General features: G+C 54.7%; 23 protein-coding genes and 1 pseudogene. 19 read left to right on the forward strand and 5 right to left on the reverse strand.

Annotated features, from left to right (window positions below):
- Positions 1-19 precede the first annotated feature (19 nt).
- Both O3S68_RS18170 and panM read right to left on the reverse strand, forming a co-directional pair.
- Positions 20-199 (reverse strand): hypothetical protein, encoded by a 180-nt coding sequence (locus O3S68_RS18170; protein WP_269232197.1) that lies wholly within the window; start codon positions 197-199, stop codon positions 20-22.
- Complete coding sequence (gene panM / locus O3S68_RS18175) at positions 180-563, reverse strand: aspartate 1-decarboxylase autocleavage activator PanM (RefSeq protein ID WP_044489748.1); 384 nt, start codon at positions 561-563, stop codon at positions 180-182. Before panM ends, O3S68_RS18170 begins: the two co-directional genes overlap by 20 nt.
- Positions 564-1,050: 487 nt before the next feature.
- On the opposite strand from panM, the gene livK reads away from it, so the two are divergent.
- The 12 genes and pseudogenes from livK to ugpQ all read left to right on the forward strand — a co-directional run bounded on the left by livK (position 1,051) and on the right by ugpQ (position 11,837).
- The gene (gene livK, locus O3S68_RS18180) at positions 1,051-2,160 is read left to right on the forward strand and encodes a high-affinity branched-chain amino acid ABC transporter substrate-binding protein LivK (protein ID WP_269232153.1); all 1,110 of its coding nucleotides are present in this window, start codon (positions 1,051-1,053) and stop codon (positions 2,158-2,160) included.
- A gap of 54 nt (positions 2,161-2,214) precedes the next feature.
- Positions 2,215-3,141, forward strand: a complete 927-nt coding sequence (livH, locus tag O3S68_RS18185) for a high-affinity branched-chain amino acid ABC transporter permease LivH (protein WP_020455590.1) — start codon at positions 2,215-2,217, stop codon at positions 3,139-3,141.
- Positions 3,138-4,415, forward strand: coding sequence for a high-affinity branched-chain amino acid ABC transporter permease LivM (locus O3S68_RS18190; RefSeq protein ID WP_020455589.1), 1,278 nt, complete (start codon positions 3,138-3,140; stop codon positions 4,413-4,415). Before livH ends, O3S68_RS18190 begins: the two co-directional genes overlap by 4 nt.
- Positions 4,412-5,179 carry a high-affinity branched-chain amino acid ABC transporter ATP-binding protein LivG gene (livG, locus tag O3S68_RS18195; RefSeq protein WP_020455588.1) on the forward strand — a complete coding sequence of 256 codons (768 nt, stop codon included), beginning with the start codon at positions 4,412-4,414 and terminating at the stop codon, positions 5,177-5,179. The genes O3S68_RS18190 and livG overlap by 4 nt, the downstream gene beginning before the upstream one ends.
- 1 nt (position 5,180) lies before the next feature.
- Entirely contained in the window at positions 5,181-5,894 is a 714-nt protein-coding gene (livF, locus tag O3S68_RS18200; RefSeq protein ID WP_044489515.1) for a high-affinity branched-chain amino acid ABC transporter ATP-binding protein LivF, read from the forward strand.
- Between the two features lie 287 nt (positions 5,895-6,181).
- Positions 6,182-6,250, forward strand: a pseudogene (locus O3S68_RS18205) (DUF5431 family protein); the annotation flags it as partial.
- Positions 6,219-6,317: a Hok/Gef family protein gene (locus tag O3S68_RS18210; protein ID WP_231943034.1), complete on the forward strand. Its 99-nt coding sequence runs from the start codon at positions 6,219-6,221 to the stop codon at positions 6,315-6,317. The pseudogene O3S68_RS18205 and the gene O3S68_RS18210, both read left to right, overlap by 32 nt.
- A 307-nt stretch (positions 6,318-6,624) precedes the next feature.
- Positions 6,625-7,941, forward strand: a complete 1,317-nt coding sequence (gene ugpB, locus O3S68_RS18215; RefSeq protein WP_269232154.1) for a sn-glycerol-3-phosphate ABC transporter substrate-binding protein UgpB — start codon at positions 6,625-6,627, stop codon at positions 7,939-7,941.
- Positions 7,942-8,040: 99 nt separating this feature from the next.
- Positions 8,041-8,928 carry a sn-glycerol-3-phosphate ABC transporter permease UgpA gene (gene ugpA, locus O3S68_RS18220; protein ID WP_020455584.1) on the forward strand — a complete coding sequence of 296 codons (888 nt, stop codon included), beginning with the start codon at positions 8,041-8,043 and terminating at the stop codon, positions 8,926-8,928.
- Positions 8,925-9,770 carry a sn-glycerol-3-phosphate ABC transporter permease UgpE gene (ugpE, locus tag O3S68_RS18225; protein WP_020455583.1) on the forward strand — a complete coding sequence of 282 codons (846 nt, stop codon included), beginning with the start codon at positions 8,925-8,927 and terminating at the stop codon, positions 9,768-9,770. Before ugpA ends, ugpE begins: the two co-directional genes overlap by 4 nt.
- A 256-nt stretch (positions 9,771-10,026) precedes the next feature.
- Positions 10,027-11,100: a sn-glycerol-3-phosphate import ATP-binding protein UgpC gene (locus tag O3S68_RS18230; RefSeq protein WP_017459562.1), complete on the forward strand. Its 1,074-nt coding sequence runs from the start codon at positions 10,027-10,029 to the stop codon at positions 11,098-11,100.
- Positions 11,097-11,837, forward strand: coding sequence for a glycerophosphodiester phosphodiesterase (gene ugpQ, locus O3S68_RS18235; protein ID WP_020455581.1), 741 nt, complete (start codon positions 11,097-11,099; stop codon positions 11,835-11,837). The genes O3S68_RS18230 and ugpQ overlap by 4 nt, the downstream gene beginning before the upstream one ends.
- Here ugpQ and O3S68_RS18240 read toward each other — a convergent pair.
- Positions 11,834-12,247, reverse strand: a complete 414-nt coding sequence (locus O3S68_RS18240) for a DUF2756 family protein (protein ID WP_020455580.1) — start codon at positions 12,245-12,247, stop codon at positions 11,834-11,836. The two genes, ugpQ and O3S68_RS18240, sit on opposite strands and share 4 nt — an antisense overlap.
- 120 nt (positions 12,248-12,367) lie before the next feature.
- Between O3S68_RS18240 and ggt the strand changes: the two genes are divergently transcribed.
- On the forward strand, positions 12,368-14,128 hold the full coding sequence (gene ggt, locus O3S68_RS18245; RefSeq protein ID WP_269232155.1) for a gamma-glutamyltransferase: 1,761 nt from the start codon (positions 12,368-12,370) through the stop codon (positions 14,126-14,128).
- 34 nt (positions 14,129-14,162) lie between these two features.
- Here ggt and yhhY read toward each other — a convergent pair whose 3' ends face one another.
- The gene (yhhY, locus tag O3S68_RS18250; RefSeq protein ID WP_020455578.1) at positions 14,163-14,654 is read right to left on the reverse strand and encodes an N-acetyltransferase; all 492 of its coding nucleotides are present in this window, start codon (positions 14,652-14,654) and stop codon (positions 14,163-14,165) included.
- Positions 14,655-14,974: 320 nt separating this feature from the next.
- Between yhhY and O3S68_RS18255 the strand changes: the two genes are divergently transcribed.
- The 5 genes from O3S68_RS18255 (at position 14,975) to gntU (ending at position 19,936) form a co-directional block, all read left to right on the forward strand.
- A complete protein-coding gene (locus O3S68_RS18255) occupies positions 14,975-16,012 on the forward strand; it encodes an oxidoreductase (RefSeq protein WP_020455577.1) in 1,038 nt (345 codons plus the stop codon).
- Between the two features lie 123 nt (positions 16,013-16,135).
- Positions 16,136-16,831 carry a pirin family protein gene (locus O3S68_RS18260; protein WP_020455576.1) on the forward strand — a complete coding sequence of 232 codons (696 nt, stop codon included), beginning with the start codon at positions 16,136-16,138 and terminating at the stop codon, positions 16,829-16,831.
- A gap of 102 nt (positions 16,832-16,933) precedes the next feature.
- Positions 16,934-17,929 (forward strand): gluconate operon transcriptional repressor GntR, encoded by a 996-nt coding sequence (gene gntR, locus O3S68_RS18265; protein WP_269232156.1) that lies wholly within the window; start codon positions 16,934-16,936, stop codon positions 17,927-17,929.
- A 136-nt stretch (positions 17,930-18,065) separates the two neighbouring features.
- The gene (gntK, locus tag O3S68_RS18270) at positions 18,066-18,599 is read left to right on the forward strand and encodes a gluconokinase (protein ID WP_044489513.1); all 534 of its coding nucleotides are present in this window, start codon (positions 18,066-18,068) and stop codon (positions 18,597-18,599) included.
- Positions 18,596-19,936 carry a gluconate transporter gene (gene gntU, locus O3S68_RS18275; protein ID WP_045507792.1) on the forward strand — a complete coding sequence of 447 codons (1,341 nt, stop codon included), beginning with the start codon at positions 18,596-18,598 and terminating at the stop codon, positions 19,934-19,936. Before gntK ends, gntU begins: the two co-directional genes overlap by 4 nt.
- Positions 19,937-19,971: 35 nt before the next feature.
- Here the strand turns inward: gntU and O3S68_RS18280 are convergent, their stop codons facing one another.
- Positions 19,972-20,565, reverse strand: coding sequence for a YhgN family NAAT transporter (locus O3S68_RS18280; RefSeq protein WP_017459552.1), 594 nt, complete (start codon positions 20,563-20,565; stop codon positions 19,972-19,974).
- A 172-nt stretch (positions 20,566-20,737) separates the two neighbouring features.
- Between O3S68_RS18280 and asd the strand changes: the two genes are divergently transcribed.
- The gene (asd, locus tag O3S68_RS18285; RefSeq protein ID WP_020455572.1) at positions 20,738-21,844 is read left to right on the forward strand and encodes an aspartate-semialdehyde dehydrogenase; all 1,107 of its coding nucleotides are present in this window, start codon (positions 20,738-20,740) and stop codon (positions 21,842-21,844) included.
- Positions 21,845-21,968: the final 124 nt, after the last annotated feature.

A 21,968-nucleotide genomic window follows, 5' to 3' on the forward strand; every position in this document is an offset into this window, starting at 1 on the left:
CTCACCCCGGTCACTGACTTCAGTAAACTTCCGGGGATGAGCGAACTTGCTGCCTTCCTGCGATGCGAAAGTCCAGGTCAGAACTAATTGAAAAAGCCGGGAAAATCCCGGCTTTTTTTCTTTTTTTGAAGGCAGGTCTGTTAAGCATCGCGCCACCAGGCACATCCACAGCGCGGGCTTTATCGTTTTTCCCAGCCATTTTCCTGTGCGGTAAATCCCAGTCTCTGGGTGAAAGCAGCCATTACGGCCCGGTCTTCGACGCCGATATCGGCTATCCACCAACTGGTGATCGACGGGTTATCACGCATCACTTCTTCCACCAGATATTGCCCCACGCCGCGACGACGAGTGATATCGCGCACGCGCAGGGAATCCAGCGCCCCTTCGACGCCGAGTAGCGTCACGCGAACGGCAGCCAGCAGACGGTCATTAAAACGCGCCGCGTAGATACGGTGAGTGTCATCTACTTCAAGAGATGCAGAGGAGTATTCCGGCCAGACTTTCGCTAAATCAATATGATCCTGTTCGGTGAAGGTCACCAGTCGGACGATAGTCAATTTCATGTACAGCTTGTCCAAAACGCAAAACATTGTGTGAGTGTAATCAATTTCGCATGGCAGGGTTTGATCGTTTTTTATTTTTCATTCGACAGGCGAATAATTTTGCTGCAGCGGTTGGCGTAGTGTTAAACATTGGAGATCGAAAAACAGGCAGGATTTTAACCTAATTGGTAGCGTTTTATTCCGCTTTATGTGCCGTTATTTTATGCTGATGTCGGGGCTTTTTTTGTTTATCTCGGAAGAAATACAGAATATTATCTCTGCTTAATAGCCTGAAAAATAGAGGATTTAGTCTGGTTTTTGCTAAAAAACTGCGCTAAACCATTAAAGGCACTGGTAAAAATAGCGTTGTGCATTAAAAGTACAGAATGCTTTTTAACCATAATAAAACAAAATTATTACACGAATAATTCAGGCAACAGCAAGCCAACGTTCCGGCTGCCTGAGGCAGGAAGTGTAAACACGACATCACGAATGGGGATTTACAACAATGAAAAGGAACGCGAAGACATTAATCGCGGGGATAGTAGCACTTGCGATGTCTCACGCGGCCTTGGCGAAGGATATTAAGGTAGCGGTTGTCGGTGCGATGTCCGGTCCGGTTGCCCAGTGGGGCGATATGGAATTCAACGGTGCGCGCCAGGCTATCCACGATATCAACGCTAAGGGCGGGATCAAGGGCGATAAACTGGTCGCCGAGGAATATGACGACGCCTGTGACCCAAAACAAGCCGTTGCCGTGGCGAACAAAATCGTCAATGACGGTGTGAAATATGTAATTGGCCATCTTTGCTCATCATCAACACAGCCCGCATCGGACATCTACGAAGACGAAGGTATCCTGATGATCACGCCCGGTGCGACCAACCCGGAGCTGACGCAGCGCGGCTATCAACACATTATGCGTACCGCCGGGCTGGACTCCTCGCAGGGGCCGACCGCCGCGAAGTACATCCTGAACACCCTGAAACCGCAGCGTATTGCCATCATTCACGATAAGCAGCAGTACGGCGAAGGCCTTGCTCGCTCCGTGCAGGAAGGGCTGAAGGCGGGCGGTGCGAATGTGGTGTTCTTCGATGGCATCACCGCCGGTGAGAAGGATTTTTCTGCGCTGGTGTCGCGTTTGCAAAAAGAAAATATCGACTTTGTCTACTACGGTGGTTACTACCCGGAGATGGGACAAATCCTGCGTCAGGCGCGCGCCAGCGGTCTGAAAACCCAGTTTATGGGACCGGAAGGCGTGGGCAACGCCTCACTGTCGAATATCGCGGGGGCTGCGGCAGAAGGCATGCTGGTGACAATGCCGAAGCGTTATGACCAGGATCCGGCGAACCAGAGCATTGTCGATGCGCTGAAAGCCGAGAAGAAAGATCCGAGCGGCCCGTATGTGTGGATCACCTACGCCGCCGTGCAATCGCTGGCCACCGCGCTGGAGCGTGCCGGCAGCAGTGAGCCGCTGGCGCTGATTAAAGATTTAAAAGCCAACGGGGCTAAAACCGTGATTGGGCCGCTGAACTGGGATGAAAAAGGCGATCTGAAAGGATTTGAATTCGGTGTCTTCCAATGGCACGCCGATGGTTCGTCGTCCGTGGCGAAATAACTGTCATCCCTCTCCCGGGGCGCAATGTTCCGGGAGATTTTAGAAGGTTACGTTATGTCCGAGCAGTTTCTCTATTTCTTGCAGCAGATGTTTAACGGCGTCACGCTGGGAAGCACCTACGCATTGATCGCCATTGGTTACACCATGGTTTACGGCATTATCGGCATGATCAACTTCGCCCACGGCGAGGTTTATATGATCGGCAGTTATGTCTCCTTTATGATCATCGCCGCGCTGATGATGATGGGCATCGACTCCAGCTGGCTGCTGGTCGCGGCCGGTTTCGTCGGTGCCATTATCATTGCCAGCGCTTACGGCTGGAGTATCGAGCGAGTGGCCTATCGGCCGGTGCGCAACTCCAAACGCCTGATTGCGCTGATTTCCGCCATCGGCATGTCTATTTTCCTGCAAAACTATGTCAGCCTGACCGAAGGCTCCCGCGATGTGGCGCTACCAAGCCTGTTTAATGGGCAGTGGGTTGTCGGCAGCAGCGAAAACTTCTCTGCGGCGATCACCACTATGCAACTGGTTATCTGGATTGTGACCTTCGTTGCCATGCTGGCGCTGACGCTGTTCATCCGCTATTCCCGTATGGGGCGCGCCTGTCGCGCCTGTGCGGAAGACCTGAAAATGGCAAGTCTGTTGGGTATCAACACTGACCGTGTTATCGCGCTGACTTTTGTGATCGGCGCAGCGATGGCGGCGGTTGCGGGCGTGCTGCTTGGCCAGTTCTATGGCGTTATCAACCCGTATATCGGTTTTATGGCCGGGATGAAAGCATTTACCGCCGCGGTGCTGGGCGGTATCGGTAGCATTCCGGGCGCGATGATCGGCGGCCTGATCCTGGGTGTCGCAGAATCCCTCTCTTCGGCGTATCTGAGCACCGAATACAAAGATGTGGTGTCGTTCGCGCTGTTGATTGTGGTGCTGCTGGTGATGCCGACCGGCATCCTCGGTCGCCCGGAGGTTGAAAAAGTATGAAACCGATGCATTTTGCGATGGCGCTGCTCTCAGCGGCGATGTTTTTCATCCTGGCGAGCGTCTTTATGGGCGTGCAACTGGAGCTGAACGGCACCAAACTGGTGGTCGATACCGCGGCGGATATCCGCTGGCAGTGGATCTTTATCGGCACCGCGGTAGTGTTTTTCTTCCAGTTGCTGCGGCCTGTATTCCAGAAAAGCCTGAAGGGTGTTTCCGGTCCGAAATTCGTGTTGCCGGCAATTGATGGCTCTACGCTCAAACAGAAGTTGTTCCTGTTGGCGCTGCTGGTGATTGCGGTGGCGTGGCCGTTTGTTGTTTCGCGCGGCACGGTAGATATCGCCACCATGACGATGATCTATATCATCCTTGGCCTCGGCCTGAACGTGGTGGTCGGGCTTTCCGGTTTGCTGGTGCTGGGTTACGGCGGTTTCTACGCCATCGGCGCATATACCTTCGCGCTGCTCAACCATTATTACGGTCTGGGGTTCTGGACTTGCCTGCCGCTGGCGGGGCTGGTTTCTGCCGCCGCCGGTTTCCTGCTCGGTTTCCCGGTGCTGCGTCTGCGCGGCGATTACCTGGCGATTGTGACGCTGGGCTTCGGCGAAATCGTCCGTATCCTGTTGTTGAATAACACCGAAATCACCGGCGGCCCGAACGGCATTAGCCAGATCCCCAAACCGACCCTGTTCGGTCTGGAGTTCAGCCGTACTGCCCGTGAAGGTGGCTGGGACACGTTCAGCAACTTCTTCCATGTGGAATACGATCCCAGTGACCGCGTGGTGTTCCTCTACCTGGTTGCGTTGCTGCTGGTGGTGCTGACGCTGTTTGTGATTAACCGTCTGTTACGCATGCCGCTGGGGCGCGCGTGGGAAGCGCTGCGTGAAGACGAAATCGCCTGTCGCTCGCTCGGCCTGAACCCGACACGCATTAAGCTGACGGCTTTTACCATCAGCGCCGCGTTCGCTGGTTTTGCCGGTACGCTTTTTGCCGCGCGCCAGGGCTTTGTCAGCCCGGAATCGTTCACTTTCGCCGAATCGGCGTTTGTGCTGGCGATTGTGGTATTGGGCGGTATGGGCTCGCAGTTTGCGGTGATCCTCGCGGCTATCCTGCTGGTGGTATCCCGTGAGTTAATGCGTGATTTCAATGAATACAGCATGTTGATGCTGGGTGGTTTGATGGTACTGATGATGATCTGGCGTCCGCAAGGCTTGCTGCCGATGACCCGTCCGCAGTTGAAATTGAAAAACGGGCAAGCGAAAGGAGAGCAGGCATGAGTCAGCCACTGTTATCCGTAAACGGTTTGATGATGCGCTTTGGCGGTCTGCTGGCTGTCAACAATGTGTCGTTAGAGCTGCGCCCGCAGGAGATCGTTTCGCTGATTGGCCCGAACGGCGCGGGCAAAACCACCGTGTTTAACTGCCTGACCGGTTTCTATAAACCGACGGGCGGCACCATTATGCTGCGTGACCAGCACCTGGAAGGGTTGCCGGGGCAGCAAATCGCCCGTATGGGCGTGGTGCGGACTTTCCAGCATGTGCGTCTGTTTCGCGAAATGACGGTGATTGAGAATCTGCTGGTGGGGCAACATCAGCAGCTCAAAACCGGGGTTTTCTCTGGCCTGCTGAAAACGCCGGCGTTTCGTCGCGCGCAGAGTGAAGCGCTGGACCGCGCCGCAACCTGGCTGGAACGTATTGGTTTGTTAGCGCACGCTAACCGCCAGGCCAGCAACCTGGCTTACGGCGATCAGCGCCGTCTGGAGATTGTGCGCTGCATGGTGACGCAGCCGGAAATCCTGATGCTTGATGAACCGGCAGCCGGTCTGAACCCGAAAGAGACCAAAGAGCTGGACGAGCTGATTGTCGAGCTGCGTAACCATCACAACACCACCATCCTGCTGATCGAGCATGATATGAAGCTGGTGATGGGGATTTCCGACCGGATTTATGTAGTGAACCAGGGCACGCCGCTGGCGAACGGGACGCCGGAAGAGATTCGTAATAACCCGGACGTGATCCGCGCATACCTTGGTGAGGCATAAGATGGAAAAGGCGATGTTATCTTTTGACAAAGTTAGCGCTCACTACGGCAAAATCCAGGCGCTGCATGATGTCAGCCTGCATATTAACCAGGGCGAAATCGTGACGCTGATTGGTGCCAACGGCGCGGGGAAAACCACGTTGCTTGGCACGCTGTGCGGCGATCCGCGCGCCAGCAGCGGGCGCATTGTATTTGATGGCAAAGATATTACCGACTGGCAGACCGCGAAGATCATGCGCGAAGCCGTGGCAATTGTGCCGGAAGGTCGCCGTGTCTTTTCGCGGATGACCGTGGAAGAGAACCTGGCGATGGGCGGTTTTTTCGCCGATCGTGAGCAGTATCAGTCGCGTATTCAAAGGGTTTATGAACTGTTTCCGCGCCTGCATGAGCGCCGCATCCAGCGGGCTGGCACTATGTCCGGCGGTGAGCAGCAGATGCTGGCGATTGGGCGCGCGCTGATGAGTCAGCCGCGTTTGTTACTGCTGGATGAACCCTCGCTGGGTCTTGCGCCGATCATTATTCAGCAAATTTTCGACACCATTGAGCAACTGCGAAAAGAGGGCATGACCATCTTCCTCGTGGAGCAGAACGCTAACCAGGCGCTGAAGCTCGCCGATCGCGGATATGTGCTGGAAAACGGCCATGTTGTGCTGGAAGACACCGGCGACGCGTTACTGGCGAACGAAGCGGTGCGCAGCGCTTACCTGGGCGGGTAACTTGTTGATGTAATAGCATTTAAACCGGTCTCGCAAGGGCCGGTTTTTTGTCTTAAAAACGTTTTCCTGCGATGCGACCAGACGGCTTGATGGGATATGATGCGGGTGGCGCTTGAGGCTTTTTGCCTCATGACGGTAAAAAGTTGTGCGGCAGAAAGAAGAAAGCCCCGAAGGTCATTTTTCAATTAACCAACGAGGCCTGTCTATATGCTCGACACATGTAGAGTAGCCTCTTACCCGCCGAAAGGCAAGGAGCCGCAGGTTATGAAGCTACCGCAAGGAACCCTTATCTGGTGCGTGTTTATCGTGTGTTTCACACTGCTGATATTCACTTATCTGACACGGAAATCGCTGTGCGAAATTCGTTACAAAGATGGGTTCCGCGAGGTCGCGGCTTTCATGGCTTACGAATCCGGTAAGTAGCAACCTGGAGGCAGGGAGAAATCCCTGCCTTTTCAGGGGAAACGGTAATGTGCATACCTCTAAGCGCCTTTACAAAGGGCTTCTCTGTTTAACAGGGAAGCCCTTTTTCCTTTCTAAAGCGCGACGGCCGCCCCATTAACCGCCATTTTTCCTTCACCGTACCATCATCCTGGCGACATTTTGCTGACGCCTGGCTGTCATCTATTTGTAATTAAATGGTTATTTTTCTGTAATTCGAGCATGTCATGTTACCTCGCGAGCATAAAAACGCGTGAAATCGCGCATCCGCATAACAAGAGAGAGCACAATGACAACGTTACGACATACAGCTTTGGGTCTGGCGATGGGGTTAGTCTTTGCAGGTAACGCCATGGCGGTAACCACCATTCCGTTCTGGCATTCGATGGAAGGGGAGTTAGGTAAAGAAGTTGACTCCCTGGCGCAACGTTTCAATGACACCCACCCGGATTACAAAATCGTACCGATCTATAAAGGCAACTACGAGCAGAGCTTGAGCGCGGGTATCGCTGCCTTCCGTACCGGTAACGCACCGGCGATTTTGCAGGTTTACGAAGTTGGTACCGCCACCATGATGGCGTCTAAAGCGATCAAACCGGTCTACCAGGTGTTTAAAGACGCGGGCATCAACTTTGATGAAAGCCAGTTTGTGCCGACCGTTGCGGGTTACTACACCGATTCTAAAACGGGTCATTTGCTCTCTCAGCCGTTCAACAGCTCTACACCCGTGCTGTATTACAACAAAGACGCCCTTAAAAAAGCGGGTCTGAATCCGGATCAGCCGCCGAAAACCTGGCAGGATCTGGCCGAATACACCGCCAAACTGAAAGCGGCCGGGATGAAATGCGGCTACGCCAGCGGCTGGCAGGGCTGGATCCAGATTGAGAACTTCAGCGCCTGGCATGGTCTGCCGGTTGCGACCAAAAACAACGGCTTTGACGGTACTGACGCGGTACTGGAGTTCAATAAGCCGGAGCAGGTGAAACACATCGCCATGCTGGAAGAGCTGAACAAAAAAGGCGATTTCAGCTACTTCGGGCGTAAAGATGAGTCCACTGAGAAGTTCTATAACGGCGACTGCGCCATTACTACTGCCTCTTCTGGTTCGCTGGCAGATATTCGCCATTACGCCAAATTCAATTATGGCGTTGGCATGATGCCGTATGACGCCACCGTGAAAGGTGCGCCGCAGAACGCCATTATCGGCGGCGCAAGCCTGTGGGTGATGCAGGGTAAAGACAATGCCACTTACAAAGGCGTTGCCCAGTTCCTCGACTTCCTGGCAAAACCGGAAAACGCAGCGGAATGGCACCAGAAAACTGGCTACCTGCCGATCACTACCGCAGCGTACGATCTGACGCGTAAAGAGGGCTTCTATGACAAGAACCCGGGCGCAGATATCGCTACGCGTCAGATGCTGAACAAGCCGCCGTTGGCGTTCACCAAAGGTCTGCGTCTGGGCAACATGCCGCAGATCCGTACCATTGTTGATGAAGAGCTGGAAAGCGTATGGACCGGTAAGAAAACCCCGCAACAGGCGCTCGATTCCGCCGTTGAGCGTGGTAACCAGCTGCTACGCCGCTTCGAGCAGTCCACCAAGTCTTGATGTAGTGTTTTGCCGGGAGAAAAGTACTTATCCGGCAGACAAAGACGGCCTACTTTACGGTAGGCCGTTGCTATCCGGCCTATCTGAAAAGAGTTGCTTATGTCCTCATCCCGTCCGGTGTTTCGTTCGCGCTGGCTCCCATACGTGTTAGTAGCGCCGCAGCTGGCTATCACCATTATTTTCTTTATCTGGCCTGCGGCTGAAGCGCTGTGGTATTCGGTACAAAGTGTCGATCCGTTCGGCCTCTCCAGCCAGTTTGTCGGGCTGGATAATTTCGTCGCGCTGTTTCACGACAGCTATTACCTGGACTCTTTCTGGACCACCATGCGCTTTAGCGCGTGGGTGACGTTCAGCGGCCTGCTGGTTTCCCTGTTTTTTGCCGCGCTGGTGGATAACGTGGTGCGCGGCAGTCGCATTTATCAAACGCTGATGCTGCTGCCCTACGCCGTTGCGCCAGCGGTTGCCGCTGTGCTGTGGATTTTTCTCTTTAACCCCGGTCGCGGCTTGCTTACCCATTTTCTGGCGCAGTTTGGCTATGACTGGAACCATGCGCAAAACAGCGGCCAGGCCATGTTCCTCGTGGTTTTTGCTTCGGTATGGAAGCAGATCAGCTACAACTTCCTGTTCTTCTTTGCCGCTTTGCAGTCCATTCCGCGCTCACTGGTTGAAGCCGCCGCCATTGACGGTGCCGGGCCGATCCGTCGCTTCTTCAAATTGTCACTGCCGCTCATTGCGCCGGTGAGTTTTTTCCTGCTGGTGGTTAACCTGGTGTACGCCTTTTTCGACACGTTCCCGGTGATCGACGCCGCGACAGCCGGTGGCCCGGTTCAGGCGACGACGACGCTGATTTATAAAATTTACCGCGAAGGTTTCGCCGGGTTGGATCTCTCCACGTCTGCGGCACAGTCGGTGGTGCTGATGTTTTTGGTGATAGTGCTGACGGTGGTCCAGTTCCGTTATGTTGAAAGTAAGGTGCGCTACCAATGATTGAGAATCGCCCCGGGCTGACGTTATTCAGCCATATCATGCTTATTCTCGGGATTGCGGTGGTGCTGTTCCCACTGTATGTCGCCTTCGTAACGGCGACGCTGGATATCAACGCCGTGTACGACACGCCCATGACGCTGATCCCCGGCACCCATTTGTGGGAGAACCTGCGCAACATCTGGGTCAACGGTATTGGCGCGAATAGCGCGCCGTTCTGGTTGATGCTGACCAACAGCTTCATCATGGCGTTTGTCATCACCGTCGGCAAAATCGCCGTATCGATGCTCTCCGCCTTCGCCATTGTCTGGTTCCGCTTTCCGCTGCGCAACCTCTTCTTCTGGATGATCTTCTGCACGCTGATGCTGCCGGTTGAGGTGCGTATTTTCCCAACGGTGGAAGTGATTGCGAACCTGAAAATGCTCGACAGCTACACCGGTTTGACGCTGCCGCTGATGGCCTCCGCAACAGCAACGTTTTTGTTCCGCCAGTTCTTTATGACCTTGCCGGACGAGTTGATGGAAGCCGCGCGAATTGATGGCGCATCGCCAATGCGTTTTTTCCGCGACATCGTGTTGCCGTTGTCAAAAACCAACCTCGCGGCGCTGTTCGTCATCACCTTTATCTACGGCTGGAACCAGTATTTATGGCCGCTGCTAATTATCAGCGACGTCAATCTTGGCACCGCCGTGGCGGGGGTAAAAAGCATGATTGCCAGCGGTGAAAGCACCACGCAATGGAACCAGGTCATGGCAGCGATGTTACTGACGTTGATCCCCCCGGTCGTTATCGTTTTAGCCATGCAGCGCGCCTTTGTGCGTGGCCTGGTCGACAGTGAGAAGTAGGTTGTACGTGACGTCGACGCTGAGCCGAAACCGCGTAATCAAGGCGGAGGATGATGGACATAGTGGGCCTATGTCCAAATCCGACAACGCAGAGTACGCGGTTTCGGCACGCGTCCCGAAGGGCTGGGGCCATTTTTGCCCAAAGCTTCGTTACTCGCGTTTTATTTGGGCCCACCAAACTTCGCCGCTCGCGCCTTGCCTTGGGCAAAAATGGCCGCCAGCGACGTTCACGAACAATCAAGAGATGCAACCTTATATGGCAGGATTAAAATTACAAGCGGTCACCAAGAGTTGGGACAGCGGCAAAACCCAGGTGATCCAGCCGCTGACGCTGGATGTCGCCGACGGTGAGTTTATTGTGATGGTTGGCCCGTCGGGCTGTGGTAAATCAACGCTGCTGCGCATGGTCGCAGGCCTGGAGCGCGTAACCAGCGGGGATATCTGGATTGATACCCAGCGCGTCACCGAAATGGAGCCCAAAGATCGCGGTATCGCGATGGTGTTCCAGAACTATGCGCTCTACCCGCACATGAGTGTGGAAGAGAATATGGCGTGGGGGCTGAAAATTCGCGGCATGGGCAAAGAGCATATCGCCGGGCGTGTCGCGGAAGCGGCGCGTATTCTTGAATTAGAGGGCCTGTTAAAACGCCGCCCGCGCGAACTCTCTGGCGGCCAGCGCCAGCGTGTAGCGATGGGCCGCGCGATTGTCCGCGATCCAGCGGTGTTTCTCTTCGATGAACCGCTTTCCAACCTTGACGCCAAGCTGCGTGTGCAAATGCGCCTTGAGCTGCAACAACTGCATCGTCGTCTGAACACTACTTCACTGTACGTTACCCACGATCAGGTGGAAGCAATGACGCTGGCGCAGCGCGTGCTGGTGATGAATAAAGGCGTGGCGGAGCAAATTGGTACGCCGGTTGAGGTGTATGAAAAACCCGCCAGCCGCTTTGTGGCGAGCTTTATCGGTAGCCCGGCGATGAACCTGCTTGATGGCCGTATCAGCAGCGCCGGTACGCACTTTGAACTGGAGAGCGGCATGGCACTGCCGATCAACTGGTACTATCGCGGGTATGCAGGCCGCAAGATGACGCTGGGTATCCGCCCGGAACATATTGCGCTAAGCTCACAGGCCGCAGGCGGTGTACCGCTGGTGATGGACACGCTGGAGATCCTCGGCGCGGATAACTTAGCGCATGGTCGCTGGGGCGAGCAGAAACTGGTGGTGCGTTTGTCGCATCAGGATCGCCCGACGGCGGGCAGCACGTTATGGCTCCATCTGCCGGAAAATCACCTGCACTTATTTGATGGTGAAACAGGACAACGAGTATGAGCAACTGGCCATATCCCCACATTGTCGCCCATCGCGGCGGCGGTAAACTGGCACCGGAAAACACACTGGCAGCCATTGATGTTGGCGCGCGTTACGGGCACACGATGATTGAGTTCGATGCCAAGCTGTCGAAAGATGGGCAGATTTTCCTGCTGCATGACGACAATCTGGAGCGTACCAGTAACGGTTGGGGCGTCGCGGGCGAACTGGCGTGGAATGATCTGCTGAAAGTGGATGCAGGTGGCTGGTTCAGCGGTGAATTCAAAGGCGAACCGCTGCCGCTGCTCTCCCAGGTGGCCGAGCGCTGTCGCCAGCACGGCATGATGGCGAATATCGAAATTAAACCGACCACCGGCAGCGGGGCGCTCACCGGTAAAGTGGTTGCGCTGGCCGCGCGCGATCTGTGGGCCGGAATGACACCGCCGCTGCTTTCATCGTTTGAAATTGATGCGCTGGAAGCGGCGCAGCAAGCCGCGCCGGAACTGCCGCGCGGCCTGCTGCTCGATGAGTGGCGTGATGACTGGCAGGTGCTCACAGAACGGCTGGGCTGCGTATCGATCCATCTGAACCATAAACTGCTGGATGAAGCCCGCGTACGCATGTTGCGCGATGCGGGCTTGCGCATCCTGGTCTATACCGTCAACCAGCCCGCACGGGCGGCGGAACTGCTGCGCTGGGGCGTTGATAGCATCTGCACCGATAAAATTGACGATATCGGTCCGCATTTCCAGTACTAAGGTGTTGTCGACGGCGATGTGCTTTGCAGCATGTCGCCGTTTTGCGTTTGCGGCAGCATATGTTGCTGCGTCATACCGCTGCTAGTTGTTCCCCCGCTGAGCATCCCGGGGCTGTTGTTGGGGAGCACTTGCTGGCCGCCGGGATTGAGCTCCCCCGGCTGCGCCTGCCTTACCCGTTGGGAATTGTTGTTCATCTGCATCTGCAATTGTTGCTGTTGTAGCTGGGTTTGCGTTTGCATCTGTTGTTTCAGCATTCCTTGATGCTGTTGCTGCTGGTTGAGCATCTGCGTTTGCATTCGCTGCTGGCTTGGGATCACATACCCAGGCTGGTGCGGATCATTGGTGGTGTTTAATGGCTGTGCGAAGGCGCTAAAGGGCAGCAGCGCCGCCAGAATCAGTAATCGTTTCATCGTCCTGTCCTCCATTGAGGTTTCCTATCAGTTTACTCGCTTTCATTCGTGACAATGCATTTTTAAGAGTTGTGAACCAGGCTTAAGCGGGGACTGTAGCCCTTACTCGGGAGAACGACGATGATGAAACAGAAGTTTGCGCGTTGGCTGGCGATTGCCGCGCTGATGGCGGGAGGATGTTTTGGCGTTGCGGCGGCGCCGCCAGAAGGGCAGGCGACCGCGCCGCCTCCGGTATCTTACGGGGTTGAAGCCGATGTCTTTCATCCTGTTGTAGCGAAACAGGGCATGGTTGCCTCGGTGGATGAAACTGCCACGCGCGTCGGTGTCGATATTCTCAAGCAGGGCGGTAACGCGGTGGATGCAGCGGTGGCGGTTGGTTACGCACTGGCGGTTACGCATCCGCAGGCCGGTAACCTCGGCGGTGGCGGTTTCATGCTGATTCGTAGCAAAGAAGGGAACGTCACGGCGATTGATTTCCGTGAAATGGCCCCCGCTGGCGCGACACGCGATATGTTTCTCGACGATCAGGGCAACCCGGACAGTAAAAAATCCCTGACTTCTCATCTGGCGTCCGGCACGCCCGGCACCGTTGCAGGTTTCTCGCTGGCGCTGGAAAAGTACGGCACGCTGCCGCTGAACAAAGTGGTGCAACCGGCGATCAAGCTGGCGAAACAGGGCTTTGTGGTGAACGATGCGCTGGCGGGCGATTTTAAAACCTATGGCAGTGAAGTGTTGCCCAACCACGAAACCAGCAAAGCCATTTTCTGGAAAGATGGCGAGCCGCTGAAAAAGGGCGACAAGCTGGTGCAAAGCAATCTCGGCAAAAGCCTTGAGATGATTGCGGAGAAAGGCCCGGACGCCTTCTACAAAGGCGCGATTGCTGAGCAAATCGCCCAGCAGATGAGCAAAAACGGTGGGCTTATCACCAAAGAGGATTTAGCCAACTACAAAGCCGTGGAGCGCACGCCGATAAGCGGCAGCTATCGCGGTTACGAGATTTACTCCATGCCACCGCCCTCATCAGGCGGGATTCATATCGTGGAAATCCTCAATATCCTGGAAAACTTCGATCTGGCGAAGTACGGCTTTGGCAGTGCGGATGCGATGCAGGTGATGACCGAGGCGGAGAAGTATGCCTATGCGGACCGTTCGGAATATCTGGGCGATCCGGACTTTGTCAAAGTGCCGTGGCAGGCGTTAACCAACAAAGAGTACGCCAAATCGATCGCCGCGCAGATTGATGTCAACAAAGCGCGCCCCTCCAGCCAGATCCGCCCCGGCAAGCTGGAACCTTACGAAAGTAACCAAACCACGCACTTCTCGGTGGTGGATAAAGATGGCAATGCAGTTGCGGTCACTTATACGCTGAATACGGTATTCGGCACCGGGATTGTCGCTGGCAATACCGGCATTCTGCTGAATAACGAAATGGATGATTTCTCTGCCAAACCGGGCGTGCCGAATGTCTACGGGCTGGTGGGCGGCGATGCGAATGCGATTGGGCCGGGCAAACGCCCACTCTCTTCAATGTCGCCAACCATTGTGCTGAAAGATGGCAAAACCTGGCTGGTCACCGGCAGCCCCGGCGGTAGCCGTATTATCACAACAGTGCTGCAAATGGTGGTGAATAGCATCGATTTTGGTATGAATGTCGCCGAAGCTACCAACGCGCCGCGTTTTCATCATCAATGGCTGCCGGATGAACTGCGCGTCGAGAAAGGCTTTAGCCCGGACACGTTAAAACTGCTTGAACAGAAAGGGCAAAAAGTAGCCGTGAAGGAAGCGATGGGCAGTACGCAGAGCATTATGGTCGGGCCGGACGGTACATTGTATGGCGCGTCGGATCCGCGCTCGGTAGATGATTTAACCGCCGGATACTGAACAATTCCTCTCCCCGTTTGGGGAGAGGAATTTCTTAGCCTTTCATTCGTGCCATATAGTACGAATCAACATACTCGCCGTTACGCAACGCATAACGCTTGCCTGTACCCTCAATCTCGAAACCAAATTTACGGTACACGGCGAGCGCGGGGGCGTTATCAGCAAACACCGTTAACTCAATGCGTTCGATGCGCAACCAGTTATCGCACAGGTTAATCATTTCACGCATCAGCGCACTGGCGACGCCCCGGTTCTGGAACGCCGATGATACCGCCATGCCAAAAAAGGCGACATGGCTACGGCGCGGATTTTGTTCCACCATTAACGTCAGGTTCCCGACGACTTGCTCGTCAATGCAGGCAACCAACTGGCGGCGGCCGGGTTGCGGCTTCAGGCGATCTTCCCACAGTTCTGCAGGGGGATGAGGTAGCTGTAGCAGGTTATGATACACCTCGGGTTGCGCATAAAACTGACGTAAAGATTCTGCATCGCGCGCTTCGGCATGGCGTACCACTATCTTGCTCATCCTGCTTCTCCTGTTGATGGGGTAGACAGCTACCTTCCTGGCTTTCTGGCGAAGCGTCAACTGCCATTTTTTGCAAAAAAAAGTGGACAGGTGCGAATGATAATGATTATTATTGCCATGCGTTCAGGGAAACCGTTGCGGTAATCCTGAAAGCACGACATTGCTCACATTGCTTCCAGTATTTCTTAGCCAGCCGCGTGCTGGCTTTTTTTTGCCTGCGATTTGCCTTCCCGTTTGCCGCCCTTTTGGGAAAAGGGTCAGGGACACGTCCTTTGCAGATGCGCTATGGTTGTAAGAGTCAACTTGATAAGGACTGGATTATGACGCTACATTGCGCCTTTATCGGCTTTGGTAAAAGCACCACCCGTTATCACCTCCCGTATGTTCTGCACCGCAAAGACAGCTGGCATGTGGCGCATATTTTTCGCCGCCACCCGAAGCCGGAAGAGCAGCATCCGCAGTATCAACACATTCACTTCACCAGTGATATTGACGACATCTTTAATGATCCGCAGGTCAAACTGGTGATCGTTTGTACTCATGCCGACAGCCATTTCGACTACGCTAAGCGTGCGCTGGAAGCGGGTAAAAATGTGCTGGTGGAAAAACCATTCACCCCAACAATGGCGGAAGCGGTAACGCTGTTTGAGCTGGCAAAACGCAAAGGCCTGACGGTGACGCCGTACCAGAATCGTCGTTTTGACTCCTGCTTCCTCACCACGAAAAAGGCGATTGAAAGCGGCAAACTCGGTAACATCGTGGAAATCGAAAGCCATTTTGATTACTACCGCCCGGTAGCGGAAACCAAACCTGGTTTGCCACAGGACGGCTCATTTTATGGCCTTGGCGTGCATACGATGGATCAAATCATTTCGCTGTTTGGCCGCCCGGATCATGCCGCGTATGACATCCGCAGCCTGCGTAATAAAGCCAACCCGGATGATACTTTCGAAGCCCAGCTGTTTTATGGCGATTTAAAAGCCATCGTCAAAACCAGCCATCTGGTGAAGATTGATTACCCGAAATTTATCGTCCACGGCACCAAAGGGTCGTTTATTAAATACGGTATCGACCAGCAGGAAACCAGCCTGAAAGCCAATATCATGCCGGGCGAACCCGGTTTTGCCGCTGACGACAGCAAGGGCGTTCTGGAATATGTGAATGCGGCGGGTGAAACGGTGCGGGAAGAGGTCGCTCCGGAAACTGGCGACTATGGTCGCGTCTACGATGCGTTGTACGAAACGCTTTCAAACGGTGCGCCAAATTACGTCAAGGAATCTGAAGTTCTGACCAACCTTGAACTGCTGGAGCGCGCCTTTGAGCAGGCTTCTCCTGCCACGATAACCCTCGCGAAATAACTGAAAAAGACTCCTCGCAACTTGTTCACTTTTTTTGAACAGAGGAGTCAATTTTCACCCTCTATGATCGTTGGTCAATTGCGTCCACACTTACTCCATCGAAAACATACGGGGGTAAACAAGATGATCTTCTTACGCAAAGCAAATGACCGTGGCCATGCAAATCATGGTTGGCTGGATTCCTGGCACACTTTCTCGTTTGCCAACTATTACGACCCAAATTTTATGGGCTTCTCGGCACTGCGTGTGATTAACGATGACGTTATCGATGCAGGCCAGGGCTTTGGCACTCACCCGCACAAAGACATGGAAATCCTGACGTATGTGCTGGAAGGGGCGGTTGAACACCAGGACAGCATGGGCAACAAAGAACAGGTTCCTGCGGGCGAGTTCCAGATTATGAGCGCCGGTACTGGGGTGCGCCACTCGGAATACAACCCGAGCAAAACCGACCGTCTGCGCCTGTATCAAATCTGGATCATTCCAGAAACTAACGGCATCACGCCGCGCTATGAACAGCGTCGCTTTGATGCGGTGCAGGGCAAACAACTGGTGCTATCGCCGGATGCGCGTGATGGTTCGCTGAAAGTGCATCAGGATATGGAGCTTTACCGCTGGGCGCTGCTGAAAGATGAGCAGTCTGTACACCAGATTGCCGCTGAACGCCGCGTGTGGATCCAGGTGGTGAAAGGCGAAGTCACTATCAACGGGACAAAAGCCACCACCAGCGATGGTCTGGCCATTTGGGATGAGCAGGCTATCTCGGTGCATGCCGATAGCGACAGTGAAATCCTGCTGTTCGATCTGCCGCCGGTATGATGTTGGTTAAATAAATGACGCAACCTCCTGGTTTTGGCCGGAAGGTTGCGCGTTGTCCGTGATAAACTGAGGAAATCTCTTACTCAGAAAAATGTCAGGACGATGAAAAAGAAAAGACCCGTACTTCAGGATGTGGCCGATCGCGTTGGCGTGACCAAAATGACCGTCAGCCGTTTTTTGCGTAACCCGGAGCAAGTTTCCGTCGCGTTACGGGGCAAAATAGCTGCTGCGCTTGATGAACTGGGTTACATTCCAAATCGGGCTCCCGATATTCTCTCCAACGCCACCAGCCGGGCGATTGGTGTGCTTCTCCCTTCCCTGACCAACCAGGTTTTCGCCGAAGTGTTACGCGGCATTGAAAGCGTGACCGACGCGCACGGGTATCAAACTATGCTGGCGCACTACGGTTACAAAGCCGAAATGGAAGAAGAGCGCCTGGAATCGATGCTCTCATGGAACATTGACGGCCTGATCCTTACCGAACGTACCCATACCCCGCGCACGCTGAAAATGATTGAAGTTGCTGGGATTCCGGTGGTGGAGCTAATGGACAGCCGCTCGCCTTGCCTCGATATCGCCGTTGGCTTTGATAACTTCGAAGCGGCGCGGCAGATAACGACCGCCATCATTGAGCGCGGCCACCGTCGGGTTGCTTATCTCGGCGCACGCCTGGACGAACGTACTATCATCAAACAGAAGGGTTACGAGCAGGCGATGCTGGAGGCAGGTTTAACGCCGTACAGCGTGATGGTGGAGCAATCTTCCTCTTATACCGCCGGTATCGAACTGATGCGCCAGGCGCGCCGCGAGTACCCTCAGCTTGACGGAATTTTTTGTACTAACGATGACCTTGCCGTTGGCGCGGCGTTTGAGTGCCAGCGTCTGGGGCTGAAAATTCCGCAGGATATGGCAATCGCCGGGTTCCACGGTCACGACATTGGCCAGGTAATGGAGCCGCGTCTGGCAAGCGTGCTCACGCCGCGTGAACGCATGGGGCGAATTGGCGCTGAACGCTTACTGGCGCGCGTTCGTGGTGAGTCAGTTACGCCGAAAATGTTAGATTTAGGTTTCACTTTGTCACCGGGCGGATCTATTTAGTCTGACAAATTTGAGCTAGCTCACACTTATTTATCTCTGGCACGAATGGATATTGCTTCTCCGTTACCCCAGCAGGACAATGTTACCGATAACAGTTACCCGTAACAATTCACTCTTGCACCAGTGGGGGCTACCCTTGAGCACGACTAACCTTGATCACCACGTTTATGTTCTGATGGGCGTTTCAGGCAGCGGTAAATCCGCTGTCGCCAGCGAAGTGGCGCATCAGTTACATGCCGCGTTTCTCGACGGCGACTTCCTCCATCCGCGCAGCAACATCACCAAAATGGCGTCCGGTGAACCGCTGAACGACGATGACCGCAAACCGTGGCTGCAGGCGCTGAACGACGCCGCTTTCGCTATGCAGCGCACCAACAAAGTGTCGCTGATTGTTTGCTCGGCGCTGAAAAAACACTATCGCGACCAGCTGCGCGACGGTAACCCAAACCTCTCGTTCATCTACCTGAAAGGCGACTTCGACGTGATTGAAGGCCGTCTGAAAGCGCGTAAAGGGCACTTCTTCAAAACGCAAATGTTGGTAACGCAGTTTGAAGCGCTGCAAGAACCGGGCGCGGATGAGCCGGATGTTCTGGTTGTGGATATTGACCAGCCGCTGGAGGGTGTTGTTGCCAGCACCATTGAAGTCATTACTAAAGGCAGTGCTAAGTGAGTACATTAACGCTTGTTTTAACAGCAGTAGGCTCGGTTTTGCTGCTGCTGTTTTTAGTGATGAAAGCGCGTATGCACGCTTTTGTTGCTTTGATGGTGGTTTCCATTGGCGCAGGGCTTTTTTCCGGGATGCCGTTGATTAAAATCGCGCAGACCATGGAAAAAGGGATGGGCGGTACGCTCGGCTTTCTGGCGATTGTGGTCGCGCTCGGCGCGATGTTCGGCAAAATCCTTCACGAGACCGGCGCGGTGGACCAAATCGCCGTCAAAATGTTGCGATCCTTTGGTCACAGTCGCGCGCATTACGCGATTGGCCTCGCCGGTCTGATTTGCGCGCTGCCGCTGTTTTTTGAAGTGGCGATTGTGCTGTTGATTAGCGTGGCGTTCTCTATGGCGCGCCATACCGGCACCAACCTGGTGAAACTGGTTATTCCGCTGTTCGCAGGGGTTGCGGCAGCCGCGGCGTTCCTGCTACCGGGGCCTGCACCGATGCTGCTGGCATCGCAGATGCACGCAGATTTCGGCTGGATGATCCTGATTGGCCTGTGCGCGGCAATTCCGGGCATGTTGATTGCCGGTCCGCTATGGGGCAACTTTATCAGCCGCCATGTGGAGCTGCACATTCCTGATGATATTAGCGAGCCGCATCTGGGCGAAGGCAAAATGCCCTCGTTTGGTTTCAGCCTGTCGCTGATTTTGCTCCCGCTGGTGCTGGTGGGGATGAAAACCATCGCCGCGCGTTTCGTTACCGAAGGCAGCAATTTGTACGACTGGCTGGAGTTTATCGGTCACCCGTTCACCGCGATCCTCGTTGCGTGCCTGGTGGCGATTTATGGCCTGGCGATGCGACAGGGGATGCCGAAAGATCGCGTGATGGAAATTTGCGGTCAGGCGCTGCAACCGGCGGGCATTATTCTGCTGGTGATTGGTGCGGGCGGCGTGTTCAAGCAAGTGCTGGTGGATTCCGGCGTTGGCCCGGCACTGGGCGAAGCGCTGACCGGCATGGGCTTGCCTATCGCGATCACCTGTTTTGTGCTGGCTGCCGCGGTGCGCATTATTCAGGGTTCCGCCACGGTTGCTTGTCTGACGGCTGTCGGCCTGGTAATGCCGGTTATTGAACAGTTGCATTTCAACGGCGCGCAGATGGCAGCACTCTCCATCTGCATCGCGGGCGGTTCGATTGTGGTAAGCCACGTGAACGACGCCGGTTTCTGGCTGTATGGCCGTTTTACCGGCGCAACCGAAGCGCAAACGCTGAAAACCTGGACCATGATGGAAACCATCCTTGGCACCACCGGTGCGATTATCGGGATGATTGCGTTTTCACTGTTGAGCTAAGTTTACCAACCCTCTCCCGTCGGGAGAGGTTCGTTTTACCCCTTCATCCACACCCGAATCCCATCCAGGAACATCTGGGTGGCGAGCATCACCAGGATCAGACCCATCAGCCTTTCCAGTGCGTTAACCCCTTTCTCGCCGAGCAGGCGCAAAAACAGCGACGATTGCAACAAAATAGCCACCGTGCCGCCCCAGGCAATCAGCAGCGCAATCACCAGGTGGCTCATTTGATTCGGATATTGATGGGAAAGCAGCATTAACGTTGCCAGCAGCGTTGGGCCTGCCACCAGCGGGATTGCCAGCGGGACGATAAACGGCTCTTCGCCAGCGGGCAGGCCAGAACTGCTGCCGGATTCGCTGGGGAAAATCATCTTAATGGCAATCAGGAACAGAATAATGCCGCCGGAGATAGAAACCGTCTCCGCGCGTAAATTGAGTAGCGCGAGGATTTTTTCCCCGGCGAAGAGGAAGATAAACATCACCAGCAGCGCAATGAGCAGCTCGCGGATCATGATCGCCCGTCGGCGCTTCGGCTCGGTGTGTTTCAGTACCGACATAAAGATGGGCAGGTTGCCCAGGGGATCCATAATCAGGATCAACAACACGGTGGCGGAGATGATATCAGTCATTCACTCTTATCCCTGACGCAGTCGGCAAAATTACAGTAATTAGCTGCATTTCTGATACGTTCGCGATCATTGATTAATTTCACTTGCGACTTTGGCTGCATTTTGTAATGTGGCTATTCCCAGTGGGATACTGGTTCGTATACACAGCACACACCTTCGCAGGAACTTCGCTATGAAAAATGTTGGTTTTATCGGTTGGCGCGGAATGGTCGGCTCCGTTCTCATGCAGCGCATGATTGAAGAGCGCGATTTCGACGCCATTCGCCCTGTCTTCTTTTCCACTTCCCAGTTTGGGCAGGCTGCACCCGCGTTTGGCGGAAGTACAGCAGGCACGCTTCAGGACGCGTTCAATCTGGAAGCGCTGAAGGCACTCGACATCATTGTCACCTGCCAGGGCGGCGATTATACCAACGAAATCTATCCAAAGCTTCGTGAAAGCGGCTGGCAGGGTTACTGGATCGACGCGGCTTCCTCTTTACGCATGAAAGATGACGCCATCATTATCCTCGACCCGGTTAACCAGGCGGTGATCAACGACGGCCTGAACAACGGCGTGAAAACCTTTGTCGGCGGTAACTGCACCGTCAGCCTGATGCTGATGTCGCTCGGCGGGCTGTTTGCCAACGATCTGGTGGAGTGGGTATCAGTTGCCACTTACCAGGCCGCATCCGGCGGCGGCGCGCGCCATATGCGTGAACTGCTGACGCAAATGGGCCAGTTGCACAGCCATGTTGCCGCCGAGCTTGCCGATCCGGCGTCAGCGATTCTGGATATCGAACGTAAAGTGACCGCGCTGACCCGTAGCGGCGAGCTGCCGGTCGATAACTTTGGCGTACCGCTGGCGGGCAGCCTGATCCCGTGGATCGACAAACAGCTTGATAACGGCCAGAGCCGCGAAGAGTGGAAAGGCCAGGCTGAAACCAACAAAATTCTCAACACCGCGAATGTGATCCCGGTCGATGGCCTTTGCGTGCGCATCGGCGCGCTGCGCTGCCACAGCCAGGCGTTCACCATCAAGCTGAAAAAAGATGTGTCGATTCCGACTATCGAAGAGCTGCTGGCGGCGCATAACCCGTGGGCGAAAGTGGTGCCAAACGATCGCGAAATCAGCATGCGCGAACTGACGCCTGCCGCCGTCACCGGTACGCTGACCACGCCGGTTGGTCGTCTGCGTAAACTGAACATGGGGCCGGAGTTCCTCTCAGCCTTTACCGTTGGTGACCAGCTGTTATGGGGCGCGGCCGAACCGCTGCGTCGTATGTTGCGCCAACTGGCGTAACAGAGTTCACCACCACAAGGGGCGCTACGGCGCCCTTTTTTTGTGCTTTTTTGCCAGAAAGAAGCACAGATGTGTTTATTTTCTCAAGTGTTGAAAAGTGTTGGCTATGCTTTAGACAAGGTGT

Source organism: Kosakonia sp. SOY2, from assembly GCF_027109175.1.
Lineage (GTDB): Bacteria > Pseudomonadota > Gammaproteobacteria > Enterobacterales > Enterobacteriaceae > Kosakonia.